This window comes from Streptomyces sp. NBC_00239 (genome assembly GCF_036194065.1).
GTDB lineage: Bacteria > Actinomycetota > Actinomycetes > Streptomycetales > Streptomycetaceae > Streptomyces.
The window spans coordinates 7,471,233-7,490,245 of the sequence record NZ_CP108095.1 but is presented as its reverse complement, the minus strand read 5'-3'; the positions used below and the strand labels follow the sequence as shown (position 1 = coordinate 7,490,245).

Genomic DNA, 19,013 nt, shown 5'->3' with positions numbered 1-19,013 from the left:
GCGGTCAGGAGCGGGTGGCGTCGGCAGGATGCTCGAGTCGGCAGTGGACGTCGACGACACCCTCGACAGAGTGGGCGAGGCGTTGGGCCAGGGGAATCAGGTTGCCGTCGCGGACCGCGCCGGCCAGGGTGGCAATTCCTTGGGCCACGGTGACCTTGACGGTTTCGTGGGAGAGGGGGAAGAGGCGTTCGACGACGGTGCGGCGGATCTCGGTGGCGAGTTCTTCGTCGGTCGGCGCGGCTGACGATGCCCTTGAGGGTGCCGTAGGCGTCGACGACCGGGAGGCGCTTGATGTGCCGGTCGGCCATGAGGCGGGCTGCCTGAGGCAGGGTGGCGTCGGGACGGATCGTGACAGCCGGGGTGGTCATCATGTTCTCGGCGCGGGTAGAGCCGGCCTTGGCGGTGTCACCGAGGCGGCGCATCTGTTCGATCAGGCCCGGGCGGTGCTCGTGGAACTCCTCCTTGGGTAGGAGATCGGCCTCGGAGACCACGCCGACGACACGGCCCTCGCCCTCGATGACGGGTAGGGCGGTCACCTTCCACCGTTCCATCGCGGTGGCGATGTCCTTGAAGCCGGTCGAGGGGGTGACGGCGATGACCTTGGTGGTCATGACGTCGGCGACGGTGTACGGGGTGGAAGTCATGGCGGGGTCCTCAGCGTGCGTAGGCGAGCGGGGTGCCGCGGCCGTGAGGGGCGAACAGGTCGAGGAGGCGGGTCCGGACGGAGTCGAGCCGGTCGGCTATGACGGCGGCCACCGCGGTGGAGACGGACCGGCCGACGGCCGAGTCCTCGTTGCACAGCTCCCGTACGGCCGCGGCGTCGAACTCCAGGGCGCGCACCTCGTGGGAGGCGGTGGCGCCGAGGTGCCAGCTGTAGGGCGGGAACATCCAGGACCAGCCGAGGAGCTCGCCGTAGCCGAGGGTGTCGACGACCACGTTCTTGTGGCCGGGGACGTGGGTGTCGAGGTCCACGGTGCCGCACTGAATGATCCAGAACTTCTCGGCCCGTCGACGTTCGTTGAAGATGCGGGTGCCGGCCGGGAATGTCACCTGGTGGGAGTGGGCGAGCAGGGCTTCGCGGGCTTCCGGTGCCATCGCTTCGAGGACGGTGTGCATGGTGCTCATGGAGTGCCTCCAACCCTTCGCATCCACCCTGCTCGGTGAGCCACCGTCTCCGGGAGGGCCGCACGGTGCACACCGCGGGGACCGTCCGGCCCCGGTCAGCGGACCAGGACGGCCTCCCCGGACTTGGGTACGACGGCCGTCCATCCCAGCTCGTCGTCGATGCGGTCCCGAAGGGTTTCGGCGGCGGTCTCCTCGCCGTGGACGAGGTAGGTGGTGTGCGGGGCGGGGGCGGTGCGCAGCCAGTCGATGATCTGGTCGGCGTCGGCGTGCGCGGAGAAGTGCGGGACGTCGGCGACCTCGGCGCGGACGGGGACGTATTCGCCGAACATCTTGAGCGTGCGGGCGCCGTCAACGAGGTCGCGGGAGCGGGTGCCGGCGGCGGCGAAGCCGACGATGACCACGGCGTTGCGCGGATCCGGCAGGAGCCGGTGGAGGTGGTGCAGCACGCGGCCGCCGGTGGCCATCCCGGCGGACGAGACGATGATCGCCGGTCCGGTGGTGTTGTTGATGTCGATCGACTCCTGGACGGTGCGGGCGGCCAGGAAGGGCTCCGGGCTGATCGCCGCCTCGCCGCGGGCGAGGATCTCGGGGCGCAGCTCGGGCGAGTGGGCTCGTACGGCGTCGCGGTAGACGTCCAGTGCCGCCAGGGCCATGGGGCTGTCGACGTAGACGGGTACGTGGAGGGGCAGGGTGCCATCGCTGCGCAGGGTGGCCAGCTCGTGCAGGACGACCTCGGTGCGGTCGATCGCGAAGGCCGGGATGACGACCGTCCCGCCACGGGACAGTGCGCGCGTGATCACCGAGGCGAATTCGCGCTTCGCGCTCTCCTGGTCGTGGTGACGGTTGCCGTACGTCGACTCCATCAGCAGGACGTCGGCGCCGGAGAACGGTTCGGGTGGCAGCAGGAGCGGGTGGCCGGGGCGGCCGAGGTCGCCGCTGAGGGCGAGGGTGTGGCCGTCCTCCAGCGTCAGGTGGGCCCAGGCGGAGCCGAGGATGTGGCCCCCGTGGTGCAGCATCAGCTTTGTGCCAGCCATGATCTCGATCTCGCTGCCCACCGGTACCGGGTCGAAGAACTTCACCGTTTGGTCGACGTCGTCATCGTCGTAGAGCGGTTTGGCAGGCCGATGCTTGGACCAACCGTGCTGGTTGGCGTGCTCGGCGGCCTCCATCTGGAGGCGGGCGCTGTCACGGAGCACGATCTCGGCGAGACGGGCCGTGGTGGCGCTGGTGAGGATCGGGCCGCGGAATCCGTGCCGGACCAGCCGCGGTAGGTAGCCGCAGTGGTCCAGGTGGGCGTGGGTCACGACGACGGCGTGGATGTCGGAGGCGTCGCAGGGCAGCTTGTCCCAGTTGCGGCGTCGTAGGTCCGCGACACCCTGGAAGAGTCCGCAGTCGACGAGGATCCGGGCGTGGTCGCTCTCGACAAGGAACTTGCTGCCGGTGACCGTCCGCACTCCGCCGAGGAACCTCAGTAGGGCCGGGCGGGCGGAAGCAGGAGACGGGGCTGACTGGGACATGGCAACAGCCCTCCTTTCTGTCTCCACCGTCGCACCGGAACGCCCTCTCCGCTGGGGACCTACGGGTCCCGGGTAGGGGCCGACCGGCCCAAGCGGGACAGAGGGGCACAGGCACAGCCTGACGGTGACCCCCTCCCGCACAGCACACAGAGAGAAGGCCGCGCCATGAAGGCACTCGTCTTCCACGGGCCCGGACAGACCTCCTGGCAGGATGTCCCGGACCCCTCCATCAAGGACGCTGCCGACGCGATCGTCCGGGTCGACGCCGTCACCATCTGCGGCACCGACCTGCACATCATCAAGGGCGACGTCCCCGAGGTGACACCCGGACGGATCCTGGGTCACGAGGCCGTGGGGACCGTCGTCGAAACCGGCGGCGATGTCCGCAGCGTCCGCCCCGGTGACCGCGTCCTGATCTCCTGCATCTCCGCGTGCGGCCGCTGCCGCTTCTGCCGTGAAGGACACTACGGCCAGTGCCGCGGAGGAGGCGGCTGGGTCCTGGGCCACACCATCGACGGCACCCAGGCCGAGTACGTCCGCGTTCCCTTCGCCGACCTCTCCGTCCATCCCCTTCCCAGCGCTCTGGCGAGCCACGAAGCGGTACTGCTCGCGGACATCTTCCCGACCTCGTACGAGGTGGGTGTCCTCAACGGCAACGTGCGCCCGGGCGACGCGGTCGTCGTGGTCGGCGCCGGACCCATCGGCCTGGCCGCCATCGCCACGGCACAGCTATACAGCCCGTCCCGGATCGTCGCCGTCGACCTCGCGGCTCCCCGCCTGGCAGCTGCGCGGGACCTCGGGGCCGATGCGACCGTCAGCGCGCAGGAGGAGCCGGAGCAGCTGGTGGGGGACCTCACGGACGGGCTCGGCGCGGATGTCGTCATCGAGGCCGTCGGCGTGCCCGAAGCCTTCGAGATGTGCACCCGCATGGTCCGCCCGGGCGGCCGGGTCGCCAACATCGGCGTGCACGGCAAGCCCGCCGTCCTCCACCTCGAAGACCTGTGGATCAAGGATGTCACCATCACCACCGGCCTCGTCGACACCCACTCGACTCCCATGCTGCTGCGCATGATGGCCGCCGGCCGCCTGCCCGGCGCCGCGATGGTCACGCACCGGTTCGAGCTGGACCAGATGGAAGAGGCGTACGACGTCTTCTCCCGCGCCGGCGAGACCGGCGCCCTCAAGGTCGTACTCGGCGGACCGCAGCACGACACCGTCGCCGTACCGCCCCAGGAGCAGTGAGTGCCGTGAAGAGCACACCGAGCACCCACCCGCAGCAGTCCGACGAGATGGCCGGACGCACCGACCTGGGCCGCCGCCTGGCGGCCCGCCGCGAAGCCCTCGGACTGAGCCGCGACGAACTGGGCCGGCGGTGCGGCGCTGACGGGACGTACATCGCCTACCTGGAGGAGCACGCCGCCAGTCCTGCCATCGGCACCCTCGTACGGGTGGCCGACGCCCTCGGCCTCACCGTCGACGACCTGACCGGCGCCAGCGCCCATCGCGTCGCCGGCCGATCCACCGCCCGGCGCGACAGTACCCTCGTGCCGCTGGACGAGCCCGAATGCCGGCGCCTGCTGAACACGCACGGCGTGGGCCGCATCGCCATCTTCACCCCCGACGGCCCCGCCGTCCTCCCCGTCAACTACCTGATCACAGGACCCGACATCGCCTTCCGCACCTCCGCGGAAGCCGTCACGGCCAGGGCCGCCGGAACCGAGGTCGCCTTCGAGATCGACAACATCGACGACGTGACCGCCACTGGTTGGAGCGTGCTGGCGGTGGGCGAACTGGCAGCCGTCACGGACCAGCACGAAATTCAACACCTCAACACCACGGCCCGCTCCCAGCCCTGGGCCGGCGGCCCGCGCACCCACTGGATGAAGCTCACCCCCGCCCGCATCACCGGCCGTCGCGTGGTGCACGACTCATGAACGACCTACGCGCGGTCGTCTTCGACACCGACGGAGTGCTCCTCGCTACGGCGGACCGCCACGCGGCTGCCTGGAAGGAGACCTTCGACGGCTGCCTCCCCGAGTGGCAGCCATCGCGCGCCGGTGCACGACCGCGCCCGTTCGACGCAGTCCGCGAGTACCGGGACCTGGTCGACGGCCGCTCCCGCCTCGATGGCGTACGCGCATTCCTGACTGCCCGGCACATCGACCTTCCGCCCGGAAGCTCGGAGGATCCGCCCGGGTGCGCCACTGTCCACGCGGTCGCCGCCCGCAAGGAGGAAGCCTTCTCCAGGATGCTGCGGACCGAAGGCGTCCGTGTCTTCGACGACGTGCGGCCCGCGCTCCGGGAACTGCGGGAGAAGGCGATCCTGTGCGCAGCCGTCTCGGCCTCCCGGCACGCCCGCTCGCTCCTGGAATCCGCAGATCTCCTCGCATACTTCGACGCCTTGGCGGACGGCCAGGACGCGGCCGCACTCGCCCTGCCGGGCAAACCCGACCCTGCCCTCTTCCTCGAAGCTGCCGGCCGCCTCGGCGTGACTCCCGCACACACCGCCGTGGTGGAGGATGCACTCGCCGGCGTCGAAGCCGGACACCGAGGCCGTTTCCGCCTCGTGGTGGGACTCAACCGCGAAGACGACCCGCACATGAGGGACGCCCTGCGCGCACATGGTGCTCACCTCGTCCTCCCGGACCTCGGCGGGCTGCCCGCCGCACTCGAAGGCGAACGCGCGTGACCACCGTCTGGCGCTGGGAGTACCCCCGCTACGACCCCAAAACCGAGCGGCTGGTCGAGTCCCTGTGCACCCTGGGCAACGGCCGCTTCGCCACCCGCGGTTCAGCCCCCGAAAGCGTCGCCGACGACGTCCACTACCCGGGCACCTACCTCGCCGGCTGTTACAACCGGCTCGCCTCCACCGTCGGCGGACGAACGGTCTCCAACGAGGACATGGTCCGGCTGCCGGACTGGACCGCCCTGAGATACCGCTGCCTGCCCGAGGGTGCGCCGCCCGGCGACTGGCTCACACCCGACCACCCGACCCTGCGCCACAGTCACGTGTCGCTGGACCTGCACGCCGGCACGCTCACCCGCCGCATGCTCTTCCACGACGCCGAAGGCCGCCGCTTGGGCGTCACCCACACCCGCCTCGTCCACATGGGCGACCCGAACCTGGCCGCGCAGAACACGGTGCTCAGAGCGTACGGCTGGAGCGGCAGGATCGAGATCGAGTCCGTGCTCGACGGAGACGTCACCAACGCGGGAGTCGAGCGCTACCGCGCCCTGGCCGGGCGGCATCTCGTCGAGCACCGGGCCGGAGTGGAGGCGGAGGGCACCGCCTGGTTGTCCTGCACCACAACCACCTCCCGAGTACGGATCGGGCTCGCAGTCCGGACATCAGCACGTCCCGTGGCACCGGTGGGCCGGGCATGCACGGCCACCACCGCCACGCAGACATTCGTCTTGCCGATCAAGCGGGCCGCCCCGGTCGTCGTCGCAAAGACCGCCGCCCTGTGCACGTCGCTCGACCGCCCTTCGGCCGATCCGCTGCTGCGGAGCATCGACTGCGCCACGCACGCCCCGGACTTCCCCTCCCTGCTGGCGTCCCACCGGGCCTCCTGGCAACGCCTGTGGAGCGAAGGAGAGTTGAAGGTACCCGGAGAGACGGGCAAGGTTCTGCGGCTGCACGCCTTCCACGTCCTGCAGACCCTCTCGCCGCACACCGCGGAGCTCGACGCCGGCGTCCCCGCCCGCGGCCTCCACGGCGAGGCGTACCGCGGCCACGTCTTCTGGGACGAGCTGTTCGTCCTGCCCTACCTCGCCCTCCACCTCCCCGAGACCGCGCGCGCCCTGTTGATGTACCGGCACCGCCGGCTCCCTGCGGCTCGGGAGGCTGCCCGCCGTGCTGGGGCGAAAGGGGCGATGTTTCCCTGGCAGAGCGGAAGTTCCGGCGCCGAGGAGACGCAGCGACTGCACCTCAATCCGCGCTCCGGCCGCTGGCTTCCGGACCACTCGCACCTCCAGCACCACGTGGGGTCGGCCATCGCCTGGAACGTGTGGCAGTACGGGCAGGCCACCGGTGACGCCGGTTTCATGCACGGCCCGGGCGCCGAACTCCTCCTGCACACAGCCCGCTTCTGGGCGGACGCGGCGGCGTGGGATACCCGCCTCGGCCGCTACCGGATCCGCGGCGTCGTCGGCCCGGACGAGTATCACGACGCCTACCCGGACGCCGCTGTTCCCGGCATCGACGACAACGCCTACACCAACGTCACCGCCGCGTGGGTACTGGCCCGCGCCCTCGACCTGTACGGGGAACTCCCGGCGGCCCGGAGGGCAGAGCTCCTCACGCATCTCGGCATCGGCCCCGACGACCTCACCGTCTGGGAGGACGTGTCCCGCCGCCTGTACGTGCCCTTCCATCGCGACGTGATCAGCCAGTTCCACGGCTACGGGGACCTCGCCGAGCTCGACTGGGACGGCTACCGCGCCCGCTACCACGACATCCGCCGCCTGGACCGCATCCTGGAAGCCGAAGGCGACACGCCAAACCGCTACCAGGCTTCCAAGCAGGCCGACACCCTCATGCTCGGCTACCTCTTCCGCCCCACAGAACTCGAACAGCTGTTGATTCGGCTCGGATACCGCCTTGACGACGACCTCTGGCGCAGAACGGTGACCTACTACCTGCGGCGCACCTGCCACGGCTCCACGCTCAGCAGCCTCGTCCACGGCTGGGTCCTCGCCCGGGAGCAGGGCCCGGACGCGTGGCGCTACTGCCAGGAAGCCCTGCTCAGTGACATCACCGACGTTCAGGGCGGCACCACTGGTGAGGGGATCCACCTCGGTGCCATGGGTGGCACCCTCGACCTCGTCGAGCGCGGCATCGTCGGACTCGAGCCCCACGACGACGGCCTGCACATCGACCCGGTGCCCTTCTCCGAAGTGCCTGGGTCCTCGTTCTCGATCTCCTACCTGGGGCACCGGGACATCCGTATCCGGTTCCGGCCCGGCCGGCTCGGCATCAGCGTCCCCTGGTCCCTGCTGGGCCCGGTGCCCTTGGTGCTGCCCGGAGACCGGAAGGAATGCATTGCCGCAGGCCAGGAGCGGTGGTTCCGGTTGCCGAAGGGCTGACAGGGCAACCACCGCATGCTCGCGTGGCGGTGCGTTCCCGATGCGCACACTGTGGATGTATCAGCCGTTGGAAGGGTGAACGGGATGGACAGGCAGCATGAGGCTCCGCGGATCGTGGCGGGCGTCGACGGATCGCCCTCGTCCCAGGCCGCGCTGCGCTGGGCAGTCCGATATGCAGGGCTGGTGGGCGGGCGAGTAGAGGCGGTCGCGGCGTGGGACGTGCCCGGTGCCGCGTCGTGGTCCGCCCCGGCGGTCGACGCCACGTTCGACGAGGAGGAGGCCGAACGGCGTCTGGTCGAGGAGGTTCGCACGGTTCTCGGTGAGGACGGCGCCGCCTCCGTGCACCAGCGCCTGGTGCGCGGCAATCCGGTCGACGTCCTGGTGGATGCGGCAGAGGGTGCGGCCATGCTGGTCGTGGGCAGCCGCGGCCGCGGCGGCTTCAGCCGAGCGCTGCTCGGTTCGGTGAGCCAGCAGGCGGCGCTCCACGCGCCGTGCCCGATCACCATCGTCCGGGCGGACACCCCCGCCGAGTGATCCCGCCTGGGTACGCCTGGGTACGCCTGGCGTACGGGTAGTGGGCCACGGCCTTCTGAGCCGCGGCGCAGCGGCCGCCCCGCTACCTCGCCGACGACATCGACGGCCGGGCCCCCTTCGACGCCGCCACCGCCCGCCCCCGAGCCCTCGACGCCGGGCCGCACCGACACCGGCGGGGTCGCCTCCCTCGGCGACATCGTCGCCGTACCCCCCCCCGTCCGCGCCACCCGCGACGCCGGACTCCTGCGCGCGACACCGATGTTGATACCCCTTAGCGGGTCGAACAGAGTCATGCCAGGTCCGGGCCCCTGCTCAGCGCCAGGCCCTGGGCCGATCGGCCCCGTACCGCAGCGGCCCACTCGGCCCCCTGTGAATGGCCCTCTCAGCACTGCGGCTCCGGTGGCCTGCCGCGTGAACGTGGAACCCGGACGCCAATCAGGCGCCGCCTTCCGAAGAGGGTGACCACGATGCAGCGCATTGGGATCCAGACCCGGCCCAAGCAGCCTCACAAGCCCGCCCCGCTGGATCTGCGCACGCCGTCCGGCCGCCCCCTGCCGTACTGATCCCTGCCGACACGCAGCCCCCGGAGGACGTCATGGGACACATGCGACGCGTCGTACCGTTCACCGAGCTCGGCCGGGGCGACGTCGGCCGGGTCGGCGGCAAGAACGCCTCCCTGGGGGAGCTGACCAGAGGGCTGACCGCTGCCGGCCTGCGTGTGCCGCCCGGCTTCGCCACGACCGCCGACGCTTACGAGGAACTGCTCGACGGACACGGCCTGCGCACCCGCATCCAAGAGCAGCTCGACCGCTTCCACGACGGTGCCGCCTTCCGCTGGTGGCGGCTGCCCGCGGACGGGGTGGGCCTGGCCCGCCTGGAATTCATCGTCGCGCACCAGGTCAAGGTCCACCCCATGGCCCTGCTGCATCCGGAGCGCCTGGGTGCCGCCGACCGCTGCGCCGTCGACCAGCTCAGGGCTACCTCGACCGGGGCCGGTACCTCACCGACCGGCTCGCGTACGGGATCGCCCGGATCGCCGCCTCCCGCTGGCCCGACCCCGTCATCGTCCGTACCAGCGACTTCAAGACCAACGAGTACGCCAAGCTCCTCGGGGGCCGCCCCTTCGAACCGGTGGAGGCCAATCCGATGATCGGATGGCGGGGTGCCAGCCGCTACTACAGCGACGGCTACCGGGAAGGCTTCGCCCTCGAATGCCAGGCTCTGCGCCGGGTACGCGAGGAGATGGGCCTGACCAACGTCATCGTCATGATCCCCTTCTGCCGCACCCTGCTGGAAGCCGACAAGGTCCTGGAGGTAATGGCGGCGGAAGGACTGCGGCGCGGCGAGAACGGTCTCAAGGTCTACGTGATGGCCGAGATCCCCTCCAACATCCTTCTCGCCCAGGACTTCGCCGAGCGCTTCGACGGCTTCTCCATCGGCAGCAACGACCTCACCCAGCTCACCCTCGGAGTCGACCGCGACTCCGAAGCCCTCGCCGACGTGTTCGACGAGAACGACCCTGCCGTCACCGACCTCATCCGGATCCTCCTCCCACGGGTCCAGACCCTGGGACGTCCGGTGGACCTGTGCGGCCAGCGGCCCAGCGACGACCCGGCCTACGCCGCCTTCCTCGTCCGGGCCGGGATCGACTCGATCTCCGTGGCCCCGGACAGCTTCGCCGCCGTCAAGCAGCACGTCGCCGTCGCCGAGGAGAGCCGCTACGGGGAGGACCGAATGGTCCCCGCAGGGATCCGTCCGGCCCAAGCGGAGCAGCCGTCGGCCGCGTGACAGTGGCAGCAGCCACGCACCATGGAACCAAGGAGTACCCGCCATGAGCACCAAGCGAGTCCTGGTCGCCTACGGCACCAAGCACGGCGCCACCGCCGGCATTGCCGAACAGATCGGCAAGACCCTCCGCGAGGACGGTCTCGACGCCGTCGTCCTCGGCGGCTCCCTATACGCCGGCCACTGGAGCAGCAAGGCCAAGCACTGCGCAGAACGCAACGCCGAATCCCTCCGGCACCGCCCGGTGTGGATGTTCAGCAGCGGCCCGCTCGACCGCTCCGCCGAAGAAGACGACATCCCCCCGGTCTCCGCCGTCGCCCGGGAGATGCAGCTGATCGGAGCACGCGAGCACATGACCTTCGGCGGCAGCATCACGGCCCACACCCCGGGATTCCTCGCCAAGGCGCTGCTCCACGAAGGCAAGGGCGGAGACTTCCGCAACCCCGAACGGATCCAGAACTGGGCCCACCACATCAGCGCCGAGCTCGTCGCCGCCTGAAGGGACGGCACCGCTCGGCACGCACCAGCACGGAGGCGTGCCATGCACCACCGGACGAAAGGGACGGGCGCCAACCCGCTCAGGCGTGACGCCGACCGCACCCGGACCCACATGCATGCCGCCTTCGCGCTGACCTGCCTCCTGGCCGTCATCGCCGGTTTCGCCCTCGGGCGCGCTGCCTGGACGGACGGCCACCGCACCGCCGAGAAGCTCTCGAGCCACCGGTACACCGTGACGGCCACCACGGTCGGCGAGACCACCTACCGGGCGGGAGACCAGCCGAGCAGCCGGCCGGTCACCGTGGCAGCCGCCACGTGGCACTACCCCTCGCAGCCCCCGCACCGCTGCTCCCTGATCTGACCGGAGGCACACCATGTCGCACACGAGCGAATGGAAGACCCACCTCTACCTCTTCGAGGAAGAGCACACGACCAAGGTCCGCGTCGAACTCGACACCGGCACCACGCGTCTCACGGGCCAAGGCACCGCACGCTGCAACCCGACGGACAAGGACGTGCCCGAGATCGGCGACGAACTCGCGGCCGCCCGAGCACTGGAAAACCTTGCGGAACAGCTCAAGCGCACCGCCTACGGCGACATGGCAGCAGCCGGGGCCGCACCGCAGCACGCCCCCCTCACGGCCTACGACATTGGATGAGCGGGCGGGTCTCCGGCAGCGGGCCCAGACTGGATCCATGAGCGACGGGCCGGCGATCGAGCTGACCGGACTGACCAAGAGGTACGGGCCGGTGACGGGAATCGACCGCCTGAACCTCACCGTGCGACCAGGCGAGGTGTTCGGCTTCCTCGGACCGAACGGTGCGGGGAAGACGACCACTCTGCGATGTCTCACCGGGCTGCTTCGTCCCACCGAAGGACGTGTTCGAGTGCTCGGGCGGGACCCGATCACCGATCACAGCAAGGTGGCCCCGCACCTGGGGTACCTGCCGGGCGAACTGCGCCTGTACCCGGAACTCTCCGGAGCGGAAACGCTCGATCTGCTGTCCGCGCTCCAGGGAGCACCCGTGCCCCGCCGCGGCGAGCTGTGCGACCGGCTGGGGCTGACGCCCGAGATCCTCGCCCGCCCCGTCGGAGGCTACTCGCGGGGCATGAAGCAGAAGCTCGGGCTGGTGCAGGCGATGCAGCACGACCCGCACCTGGTGGTGCTCGACGAACCGACCGAGGGGCTGGACCCCTTGGTGCAGGAGACGTTCTTCGCACTGCTGGGCGAGGCGGCCGCCGCCGGACGCACCGTCCTGCTCTCCAGCCACATCCTGCCGGAGGTGCAACGCACGTGCGGCCGGGTGGCGATCATCCGGGACGGACGACTGGTCACGGTCCAGAGCGTGGCCGGCCTGCGCGAGGCCCGTGCCCGCCGGATCAGGCTGTCCTTCGCGGACGACCGGGGGGCACGGCCCCTGGGCGATGCAGACCGCTGGGCCCCTCGCTGGCAGGGGGACCGGGTGGAGCTGCTCGTACCACCGAGCGAAGTGGTGGGCGCCCTGCGCACACTGCTCGGCCTGCCGGTAGCCGACATCACGGTGGAAGAAGCCGGGCTGGACGAGGCCTTCATGGACCTGTACCGCAACGGCGCCGTGCGGGAGGAGCCGTGAGACGGCAATCGCCGCTGTTGTGGCTCGCCCTGTACCGGCGGCGCCGGACGCTGGCCGCCCTGATCGTCGGGATGGTCGTCTTCGAGGCGCTCATCGTGATGGTCGCCAACGCGATTCCTCCCGGGCAGCTCTTCTCCGCGGGCGGGAAGGGACCGCCCTCCGCCTACCGGGCCTTCAGCGGATCCAGCGGCGACGTGTCGATCGCCAGCTACCCCGGGCTGCTGGGCGCCGGCCTCACCCACCCCTTCTGGATCGCCATGCAGCTCACCGCGATCGGCTCGCTCGCCGCGGCCGCCGTGGCCGCGGACGTGGAATCCGGAACGGTGGAACTCGTCATGGTGCGTCCCGTCAGCCGTACCCGGCTGCTGACCGAGCGGAGCGCCGCACTGGTGCTCGCGGCGCTGGCCCTGAACCTGGCAGCGACCCTCACTGTCGCGGTGGGGGTGGCGCTGTCACCGGACATCCACCGTGAGGTGCCGGTCGGCGGGGTGCTCGCCGCCGGGGTCATGGGTCTGGGCTTCGCCCTGTGCCTGATCGGTCCGGCGATGGCCGTATCGGCGGCGGGACGGCGGCGGGCCCAGGTGATCGGCGCGACCATCGCGATCGGAGCCGTGGGATTCGCCGTCAACTTCATCGCGCTGGCCTGGTCGCCGGCAGCATCGCTGAGGTTCCTCAGCCCGTTCCATTACTACGCCCCGGGCGACGCCCTGGCAGAAGGCGACGTGCTCTGGCCCCAGCTCGGGATCCTTGTCGGAACTGGAGTGGTGGGCGTCCTGCTGGCGCATGTGCTGCTCCAACGCCGAGACCTGGCGCCCTGAGCGGGTTCGCCATTCGAGCGTCTACGCGTCTTCCACCGCTTTCAACTCCCGGACTTCCAGGACCTCGGTCAACGGGCGACGGGGCGTGTCGGGGCCTGCGGGGCCGTAGCCGAGGCGGAAGACCATCTGCACGTGCCCCATGGCCGCGACCGGGTCTCGCACCGTCCACCGCAGCTCCGGCCATTCCAGGGGATGGGACGTCATCGACGTGGCAAGTCCGTCAGCGGTGGCCTGCAGAAGGACGCGCTCCATTGCCTGGCCGGCCCGCATCCAGTCAGCTTTCGTGTCCCCCTCGGTGCTCAGCAGAGCCAGCTGCGGCCGCTTCTCGAACACGGCCCAGCCGCGATCCGGTATCGGGTTGGCCCAACCGAAGTCGCGTACGGGGGTGGGACCGCCGGAGCCCTTGGGTCCGAATGCGGAGGCGGGAATGCCGTCCCGACGTGTGTCTGCAGCACTCTGGGTGTGGGAGGTCCAGGCCGCGGTTTCCGCCTGCGCGAGCGGATCGATCTCCTCGCGGTGTTCGGCGTCCCGGACCAGCCCGAGCACGGTGTCGACGTGCCACGTATCAGGGACGGTCAGCCGGCAGCCCTCCAAGTGGGCCGCAGCCCACAGCCCGTCCAGCAGTGCCGTCGGCACCGGCTCCTCGCTGAAGGGGTACCGGCTGGTGTGCCGACGCCGGATGGCGTCGTGCAGGGAGGCCAGCTCGCGGTCCACGCCCGTCGTTCCGTCGATGGTCACCATGGCGAGCAGCCATGGTTCGGCGTCGTCGGGCAAGAGCTGCACGCGAACCGGCAGACCGATCCAGGCCGCGGACACGCGCAGGTTGAACAGTGCTGCGGCGCAACCCAGGTGGAGGCCACGGTGGTTCGAGTCGGTTCGGGTCATGGCGCGTTCCGGGTCGCCGTAGAGAGCGAGGGCGCCGCTGCCGACATGGAACACGAACTTCCACGGCTGGGCGTTGTGCATGGACGGGGCAGTGACGGCGTCGCCGACGAGCCGGATGACGGTGTCGGGGTCGAGGTGTGTTGCGGTCATGGGACTGGTCCTGTCTATGTGGCCTCAGTCGTGCGCCACGACGGCGACCGGTGGGGCCCGATAGTCGGCTGCTTTCAGGCTCTGCCTCCTGCGAGGCCCTTGGAAAGGACCGAGCGGCCCAACCTGGGACCGACCGGCCCTCCTTGCCCGGTCAGCCCTGTTCGGCCTCCGTGCAGGTGAGTCTGTTGTCGACGTCGACGACCCCGTCGACGCTCTGGCAGAGGCGGATCACCACGGGCAGCAGTCCGGGCCGCGGCACGGTGCCGCTGAGGGTCACCAGGCCGTCGTCGACTTCGACGGTGATGGCCGAGGGAGGGAGGTGGAGTGTCCGGGTCAGGACGTCTTCGAGGATCTCTTCCTGTATCGCGTGGTCGCGGCGGAGGAAGAGCTGGATCAGATCGCTGCGGCTGAGTACGCCGACCACCCGGCCTTCCGCGTCGACGACCGGCAGCCGTTTGACCCGGTGCCGCTGCATGACGCGGGCCGCGCGGACCACGCTCCACTCGGGTCGGGCCGTGACGGCCGGGCTGGTCATCAACTCCTCGGCTGTTGCGGCGCCACCGGCGGGCCGCCGACGGAGAAGGTCGGCTTCGGAGACGACGCCGACCGGGTGCCCGGATTCGTCGATCACGGGCATGGCGGTGATGTCGAACTCCTTCAGGAGCCGGGCGATCTCCTTGAACGCGGTCGTACGCCGGACGGTGACGGCGGTGTGCGTCATCAGGTCCGAGACGCTGCGGTGTCGCATGACGATCGTGCCCTCATGCGGATACGGGGACGGTGAAATCCGCCTTGACGTCGACGACGCCCGGTACGGTGCCGGCGGCACGTACGACGACGTCTTCCATCGCGGGGTCCGCCAGCGACCCGTTGAGGTAGGCGATGCCGTTGGCGACGTGGACGTGAACCTCGGCGGAAGCGTGCGGGATCAGCTGGTAGGTGATCATCTCGCGGATCTCGGCGCCGATGTCCTCGTCGGGGCGCAGGAAGACCTTGAGCAGGTCGCCGCGGCTGACGACGCCGACGAGGCGGCCGTCGCCGTCGACCACGGGAAGGCGCTTGAGGTGCCCGCGGGCCATCAAACGCGCCGCGGTGGGGATGGTGGCGTCCTTCGTGACGGTCACGGCCGGGCGGGTCATCAGCTGCTCGGCGGTGGAGTCGTGGGGCGTGTCGGCGCCTTGGGCCTTGAGCAGCAGATCGGCTTCGGAGACGACGCCGACCACCTGTCCGTCCTGGGTCAGAACTGGGAGCGCGCTTACGTTCCACATCCGCAGCGCTTCCACGATGTCCTTGAACGCGGTTCCTCGGTCGATGGAGATCACGGCGTGTGTCATGACGTCATCGATGGTGCGCAGGTGCTTCATGGTCTTCCTCCTCGACGGGACGGCCGGTACCGGTAGCGCTCCTTCCGTCGTGGGCGATGACGGCCACGGGGGCTGCTGCGTGGTGAAGGACCGCGTGGGCGACCGAGCCCAGGTGCGCACCGAGGGCGGAGCGGCGCACATGGCGTCCTACGACGACGAGTTGCGCGCCCTGCGCGGCCCGGACGAGATGATCACCCGCGGATCCCATGAACACGCTGTGGCTGACGTTCACGTGGGGGAACTTGTGCCGCCAAGGCAACAGCATGTCGTCCACCATGTGTGTGACGCTCCTGCCGATGTCCCGTTCGTTGTCCGGGTCGAAGAAGGGGACGTAACTGTAGGCGGGCGGCATCTTCCAGCCGTGTACGGCCCGCAGTGGGCAGTCGCGCCGAGCCGCCTCTTCGAAGGCGAAGGTGAGTACCCGGTCGCACGCTTCGTGGATGTCAACGCCGACGACGACCTCGCCGCTGGAGCCGGTGCCCGGGCCGGCCGGGTCGTCGGCGACGCGAAGGAGGACAACCGGGGTGTCGGTCGCGACCACGGTGGACAACGCCACCGAGCCGACGATGAAACCGACCAGACCGCCCAGGCCGCGCGATCCCAGGACCAGCAGCCCGGCGTCGGCGGCCTCGGCCGCGAGGGCGGCGGCGGGCCGTGCTGTCAGGCAGCGGGTCGTGATCTCCAAGTTCGGGTGGCGCCCGTGCAGCTCTTGCGCGGCTTCGGTCAGGGCCTGGTCGGCCCAGCGGTCCACGTCCTGGCGGCCCAGTCCGGGGAACACCGGGTCCAGGGGCCAGTCGACGGCGTGCACGAGGCGCAGCGGCACCTGCCGCAGGACGGCCTCCTGTGCGGCCCAGCGTGCTGCTGCCCGGCTTTCCGGGGAGCCGTCGACTCCGACGGTCACGTGCTTCTGCATGGCTGCGATTCCCTTCGTGCGGTCCGGCGCTCATCACCACGGCATGGCGTGCCGGGCGTGGTCCGCGTGGGTTGCCGTGTCGTCGGTGCGGGCGGTGACGCGTGATGCCACGGCGACGACCCCGTCGAGCTGTTCGACGAGGCTGAGAAGTGCGGGGAGCTGACTGCGGCGCTCGACATGGCCGTCCAGGGTGACGATGCCGTCCACCACGTGGACGTCGATGTCACCGGGTGGCACACCGAGTACCTCGGTGAGGACCTCGTCGGTGACGCGTCGGCGTATCTCGGAGTCCGGGCGCAGGAACATGCGGAGCAGGTCCCGGCGGGTGACGATGCCGACGAGCCGGTCCTCCACGTCCACGACGGGGAGGCGTTCGATACCGCGTCTGGTCATCAGCCGGGCGGCGTCAGCCACTGTCTCTTCGGCATGGACGGCGACCGCGGGCGTGGACATGACGTCGCCCGCGGACGGCGGCCCAGCCACTGTGCTGCTCTGCTCGGCGGGATGGGAGCCGGACACTGTGTGGGCCAGCAGGTCGGTCTGCGAGACGACGCCCACCACGCGGTCCTCGTCGTCCAAGACGGGGACTCCGGAGATGTCGTACTGGGCGAGGAGCTTCGCGACGTCCTTGAAGGCGGTGCCCGGGACAACGGAGACGACCTCGTCAGTCATGAGGTCCGCCACCTTGAGGTGCTTCATGAGGCCCTCCTGTTCCGCCGTATCACGTGAGGCTGATGTTCGGAGTGGGTGTCCCTCCAACCATCCGCCGGTGACCGCTGGTGAGCGAGGGCCGAACGGTCCCGTCCAGGGGCCGTGGGGATCCGGGGTGCCGGGCCGTGACGGTGGGGACCTTTGGTCCCGCCTGGGGTCCCGGGCGGCCCTCTTCGCAGGGCGTCGACGGTGCCAGCGTGAGTGGTGTCCCTCATCGGCTTCTCGGTTGGGAGGAATCGTGGAAAGCATCTTCCACACCCCGGACACCAGCTCGGTCACGGTCGGCGTGGACGGCTCGGAGTCGGCACGCGTCGCCGCCCTATGGGCGGGCAAGGAGGCCGTGCGCCGTGACCGTCCCCTGCACATCGTTTACGGCGCCGACACCGACGGCAGGGCCTTGTACCTGTCGGCGGAGACCATCGAACGGGTCCGCGTCAACGGCCGGGCGCTCCTGGACCACACGGCGAAGGCTGTGTCGGCCGAGTACCCCGGGCTGACCGTGACCACTGAATTCAGCCGCGCCGGCGCCGTCGACACCCTGCACCGGGCCGGCGGGCTCCACGGCACGGTCGTGGTGGGCAATCGCGGCCTGGGCGGGTTCAACTCCCTCATGCTCGGCTCGGTCGGGCTGGGGACCGCGGCCATCGCCATGACGCCCGTCATCGTCGTCCGAGGCATCGACGGGGCCGAGGAGAGCGGCACGGTCCTCGCAGCGATCCGCGATGAGCACGACCTCCTGATCGCCCGGTACGCCGCCCGGGAAGCCGAGCTGCACAAGGCTTCCCTGCGGCTACTGCACGTGTGGAACGTGCTCCAGTCGGTCGGTGAAGTGGTCAGCATGCTCGACGGCGTGGACGAGATCGCCGGCGGGCACGCGGACACCCTTCGGGCCGTCACGGACGTGATCCGCGGCGAGTTCCCCGACCTGGAGGTGCAGGCCGATGCGGAGAAGAGCATCTCCGTGGCCGGCGTCCTGGTCGAGGCGTCCCGACACGCCGACCTCCTCGTCATGGGCGGCCGCCGGGTGCCCGGGCCCCTCGGACTCGCCCCCAGCCTGGGCAAGGCCACGCACAGCCTGCTGCACCACGCCCACTGCCCCGTCCTCCTCATCCCCCGGACCGGCAGCGACTTCGGGAGTCAGTCATGACCAGCCACCCGTCAGCAAGCCGCGACATCGTCGTGGGCATCGACCCGGACAGGGACTGGCACCTCGCCCTGGCCTGGGCCGCCGACGAGGCGCAACGGCGCCGGCTCCCGCTGCGCCTGGTGCTCGCCGTACCGCCCCAGCACGACACCCAACACGTCGACGACACGCCCCGCCAGACGGCCCTGAGGCAGGCCGGATCCGACCGGCTCGAACAAGCGTGCAACTGGGTACGTGACCGCCACCCCGAGGTGGCTGTCAACGGTGACCTGCTGAGCGGCTTCCCCGCCCCCGTACTGGGCGGCACGGCGCGAGAAGCCCGCATGATCGTCCTCGGCTCCCGGCACCTGAGCCGAACCGCCGAGTTCTTCAGCGCCGGCTCCCTCGTGGTCCCCGTCACCGCCCACGCCCGTTGCCCGGTCGTCGTCGTGGGCGACGCCGAGCACATCAGCCAGCAGCCGCCCTATGTCGTCGCCGGGATCGACGGCAGCGCGTCCGCCACGGCCGCGCTGACCTTCGCCTTCGACGAGGCCGACCTTCGAGGGGCGGCGCTGCGGGTCGTCTGCGTGTGGCAGCTGCCGCTCATCATGCTGGACGACGAGGAGGTGGCGCTGCACGCCCAGCGCACCCTGCTCTCCGAGGCCACCGCCGGCCTGGCCGAGAAGTACCCGGACGTGCACGTCACCCACGAGGTCCTCACCGGCCACCCCGTCGAGGAACTGGCCCGGGCCGCCGAGCACGCCCTGGCCGTCGTCGTGGGCCGCCGCGGCCGCGGCGGATACAGCGGCATGCGGATCGGATCCGTCGTCCACGGGCTCCTGCACCGCGCGCACTGCCCGGTGATCACCATCCCCACCGGATGAACCCGCC

20 protein-coding genes and 3 pseudogenes are annotated in these 19,013 nt (G+C 70.5%); 15 read left to right on the top strand and 8 right to left on the bottom strand.

Going from position 1 to position 19,013, the window contains the following annotated elements; all coding sequences use genetic code 11:
- Positions 1-4 precede the first annotated feature (4 nt).
- From OG764_RS33155 to OG764_RS33145, 3 genes and pseudogenes are all read right to left on the bottom strand, one after another.
- A pseudogene (locus tag OG764_RS33155) lies at positions 5-644 on the bottom strand (CBS domain-containing protein).
- A 10-nt stretch (positions 645-654) separates the two neighbouring features.
- A complete protein-coding gene (locus OG764_RS33150; RefSeq protein WP_328972021.1) occupies positions 655-1,125 on the bottom strand; it encodes a cyclic nucleotide-binding domain-containing protein in 471 nt (156 codons plus the stop codon).
- Positions 1,126-1,220: 95 nt separating this feature from the next.
- Positions 1,221-2,642 (bottom strand): MBL fold metallo-hydrolase, encoded by a 1,422-nt coding sequence (locus OG764_RS33145; RefSeq protein ID WP_328972020.1) that lies wholly within the window; start codon positions 2,640-2,642, stop codon positions 1,221-1,223.
- A 165-nt stretch (positions 2,643-2,807) separates the two neighbouring features.
- Between OG764_RS33145 and OG764_RS33140 the strand changes: the two genes are divergently transcribed.
- The 13 genes and pseudogenes from OG764_RS33140 to OG764_RS33080 all read left to right on the top strand — a co-directional run bounded on the left by OG764_RS33140 (position 2,808) and on the right by OG764_RS33080 (position 12,976).
- Positions 2,808-3,884, top strand: coding sequence for a zinc-dependent alcohol dehydrogenase family protein (locus OG764_RS33140; RefSeq protein WP_328972019.1), 1,077 nt, complete (start codon positions 2,808-2,810; stop codon positions 3,882-3,884).
- Positions 3,885-3,889: 5 nt separating this feature from the next.
- On the top strand, positions 3,890-4,576 hold the full coding sequence (locus OG764_RS33135; protein WP_328972018.1) for a helix-turn-helix domain-containing protein: 687 nt from the start codon (positions 3,890-3,892) through the stop codon (positions 4,574-4,576).
- Complete coding sequence (locus OG764_RS33130; protein WP_328972017.1) at positions 4,573-5,331, top strand: HAD family hydrolase; 759 nt, start codon at positions 4,573-4,575, stop codon at positions 5,329-5,331. Before OG764_RS33135 ends, OG764_RS33130 begins: the two co-directional genes overlap by 4 nt.
- Positions 5,328-7,727 (top strand): glycoside hydrolase family 65 protein, encoded by a 2,400-nt coding sequence (locus tag OG764_RS33125; protein ID WP_328972016.1) that lies wholly within the window; start codon positions 5,328-5,330, stop codon positions 7,725-7,727. Before OG764_RS33130 ends, OG764_RS33125 begins: the two co-directional genes overlap by 4 nt.
- 84 nt (positions 7,728-7,811) lie before the next feature.
- The gene (locus tag OG764_RS33120; protein WP_328972015.1) at positions 7,812-8,261 is read left to right on the top strand and encodes a universal stress protein; all 450 of its coding nucleotides are present in this window, start codon (positions 7,812-7,814) and stop codon (positions 8,259-8,261) included.
- 68 nt (positions 8,262-8,329) lie between these two features.
- Positions 8,330-8,537 (top strand): annotated as a pseudogene (locus tag OG764_RS33115) (pyridine nucleotide-disulfide oxidoreductase); the annotation flags it as partial.
- Between the two features lie 319 nt (positions 8,538-8,856).
- Entirely contained in the window at positions 8,857-9,411 is a 555-nt protein-coding gene (locus OG764_RS33110) for a PEP/pyruvate-binding domain-containing protein (RefSeq protein WP_328972014.1), read from the top strand.
- Entirely contained in the window at positions 9,294-10,049 is a 756-nt protein-coding gene (locus OG764_RS33105) for a putative PEP-binding protein (RefSeq protein WP_328973253.1), read from the top strand. The genes OG764_RS33110 and OG764_RS33105 overlap by 118 nt, the downstream gene beginning before the upstream one ends.
- A gap of 43 nt (positions 10,050-10,092) precedes the next feature.
- On the top strand, positions 10,093-10,545 hold the full coding sequence (locus tag OG764_RS33100) for a flavodoxin domain-containing protein (RefSeq protein ID WP_328972013.1): 453 nt from the start codon (positions 10,093-10,095) through the stop codon (positions 10,543-10,545).
- A gap of 42 nt (positions 10,546-10,587) precedes the next feature.
- A complete protein-coding gene (locus OG764_RS33095) occupies positions 10,588-10,905 on the top strand; it encodes a hypothetical protein (RefSeq protein WP_328972012.1) in 318 nt (105 codons plus the stop codon).
- A gap of 13 nt (positions 10,906-10,918) precedes the next feature.
- Positions 10,919-11,203, top strand: coding sequence for a dsRBD fold-containing protein (locus tag OG764_RS33090; protein WP_328972011.1), 285 nt, complete (start codon positions 10,919-10,921; stop codon positions 11,201-11,203).
- A gap of 112 nt (positions 11,204-11,315) precedes the next feature.
- A pseudogene (locus tag OG764_RS33085) lies at positions 11,316-12,158 on the top strand (ABC transporter ATP-binding protein); the annotation flags it as partial.
- Positions 12,155-12,976, top strand: coding sequence for an ABC transporter permease subunit (locus tag OG764_RS33080; RefSeq protein ID WP_328972009.1), 822 nt, complete (start codon positions 12,155-12,157; stop codon positions 12,974-12,976). The pseudogene OG764_RS33085 and the gene OG764_RS33080, both read left to right, overlap by 4 nt.
- A 21-nt stretch (positions 12,977-12,997) precedes the next feature.
- Here OG764_RS33080 and OG764_RS33075 read toward each other — a convergent pair whose 3' ends face one another.
- The 5 genes from OG764_RS33075 to OG764_RS33055 all read right to left on the bottom strand — a co-directional run bounded on the left by OG764_RS33075 (position 12,998) and on the right by OG764_RS33055 (position 16,987).
- A complete protein-coding gene (locus OG764_RS33075) occupies positions 12,998-14,011 on the bottom strand; it encodes an Acg family FMN-binding oxidoreductase (protein ID WP_328972008.1) in 1,014 nt (337 codons plus the stop codon).
- A 151-nt stretch (positions 14,012-14,162) separates the two neighbouring features.
- A complete protein-coding gene (locus tag OG764_RS33070) occupies positions 14,163-14,759 on the bottom strand; it encodes a CBS domain-containing protein (RefSeq protein WP_328972007.1) in 597 nt (198 codons plus the stop codon).
- A gap of 13 nt (positions 14,760-14,772) precedes the next feature.
- The gene (locus tag OG764_RS33065) at positions 14,773-15,375 is read right to left on the bottom strand and encodes a CBS domain-containing protein (protein ID WP_328972006.1); all 603 of its coding nucleotides are present in this window, start codon (positions 15,373-15,375) and stop codon (positions 14,773-14,775) included.
- Positions 15,350-16,288 carry a universal stress protein gene (locus OG764_RS33060; RefSeq protein ID WP_328972005.1) on the bottom strand — a complete coding sequence of 313 codons (939 nt, stop codon included), beginning with the start codon at positions 16,286-16,288 and terminating at the stop codon, positions 15,350-15,352. Before OG764_RS33060 ends, OG764_RS33065 begins: the two co-directional genes overlap by 26 nt.
- Positions 16,289-16,321: 33 nt before the next feature.
- Positions 16,322-16,987, bottom strand: a complete 666-nt coding sequence (locus OG764_RS33055) for a CBS domain-containing protein (protein WP_328972004.1) — start codon at positions 16,985-16,987, stop codon at positions 16,322-16,324.
- A 250-nt stretch (positions 16,988-17,237) separates the two neighbouring features.
- On the opposite strand from OG764_RS33055, the gene OG764_RS33050 reads away from it, so the two are divergent.
- Positions 17,238-18,146, top strand: a complete 909-nt coding sequence (locus OG764_RS33050; RefSeq protein ID WP_328972003.1) for a universal stress protein — start codon at positions 17,238-17,240, stop codon at positions 18,144-18,146.
- Positions 18,143-19,006, top strand: coding sequence for a universal stress protein (locus OG764_RS33045; protein WP_328972002.1), 864 nt, complete (start codon positions 18,143-18,145; stop codon positions 19,004-19,006). Before OG764_RS33050 ends, OG764_RS33045 begins: the two co-directional genes overlap by 4 nt.
- Positions 19,007-19,013 lie beyond the last annotated feature (7 nt).

Coding starts and splice junctions, on each gene's coding strand:
- OG764_RS33150 (WP_328972021.1), bottom strand. CDS start 1,125: ATGAGCACCATGCACACCGTCCTCGAAGCGATGGCACCGGAAGCCCGC.
- OG764_RS33145 (WP_328972020.1), bottom strand. CDS start 2,642: ATGTCCCAGTCAGCCCCGTCTCCTGCTTCCGCCCGCCCGGCCCTACTG.
- OG764_RS33140 (WP_328972019.1), top strand. CDS start 2,808: ATGAAGGCACTCGTCTTCCACGGGCCCGGACAGACCTCCTGGCAGGAT.
- OG764_RS33130 (WP_328972017.1), top strand. CDS start 4,573: ATGAACGACCTACGCGCGGTCGTCTTCGACACCGACGGAGTGCTCCTC.
- OG764_RS33120 (WP_328972015.1), top strand. CDS start 7,812: ATGGACAGGCAGCATGAGGCTCCGCGGATCGTGGCGGGCGTCGACGGA.
- OG764_RS33110 (WP_328972014.1), top strand. CDS start 8,857: ATGGGACACATGCGACGCGTCGTACCGTTCACCGAGCTCGGCCGGGGC.
- OG764_RS33100 (WP_328972013.1), top strand. CDS start 10,093: ATGAGCACCAAGCGAGTCCTGGTCGCCTACGGCACCAAGCACGGCGCC.
- OG764_RS33095 (WP_328972012.1), top strand. CDS start 10,588: ATGCACCACCGGACGAAAGGGACGGGCGCCAACCCGCTCAGGCGTGAC.
- OG764_RS33090 (WP_328972011.1), top strand. CDS start 10,919: ATGTCGCACACGAGCGAATGGAAGACCCACCTCTACCTCTTCGAGGAA.
- OG764_RS33075 (WP_328972008.1), bottom strand. CDS start 14,011: ATGACCGCAACACACCTCGACCCCGACACCGTCATCCGGCTCGTCGGC.
- OG764_RS33070 (WP_328972007.1), bottom strand. CDS start 14,759: ATGCGACACCGCAGCGTCTCGGACCTGATGACGCACACCGCCGTCACC.
- OG764_RS33065 (WP_328972006.1), bottom strand. CDS start 15,375: ATGAAGCACCTGCGCACCATCGATGACGTCATGACACACGCCGTGATC.
- OG764_RS33060 (WP_328972005.1), bottom strand. CDS start 16,288: ATGCAGAAGCACGTGACCGTCGGAGTCGACGGCTCCCCGGAAAGCCGG.
- OG764_RS33055 (WP_328972004.1), bottom strand. CDS start 16,987: ATGAAGCACCTCAAGGTGGCGGACCTCATGACTGACGAGGTCGTCTCC.
- OG764_RS33045 (WP_328972002.1), top strand. CDS start 18,143: ATGACCAGCCACCCGTCAGCAAGCCGCGACATCGTCGTGGGCATCGAC.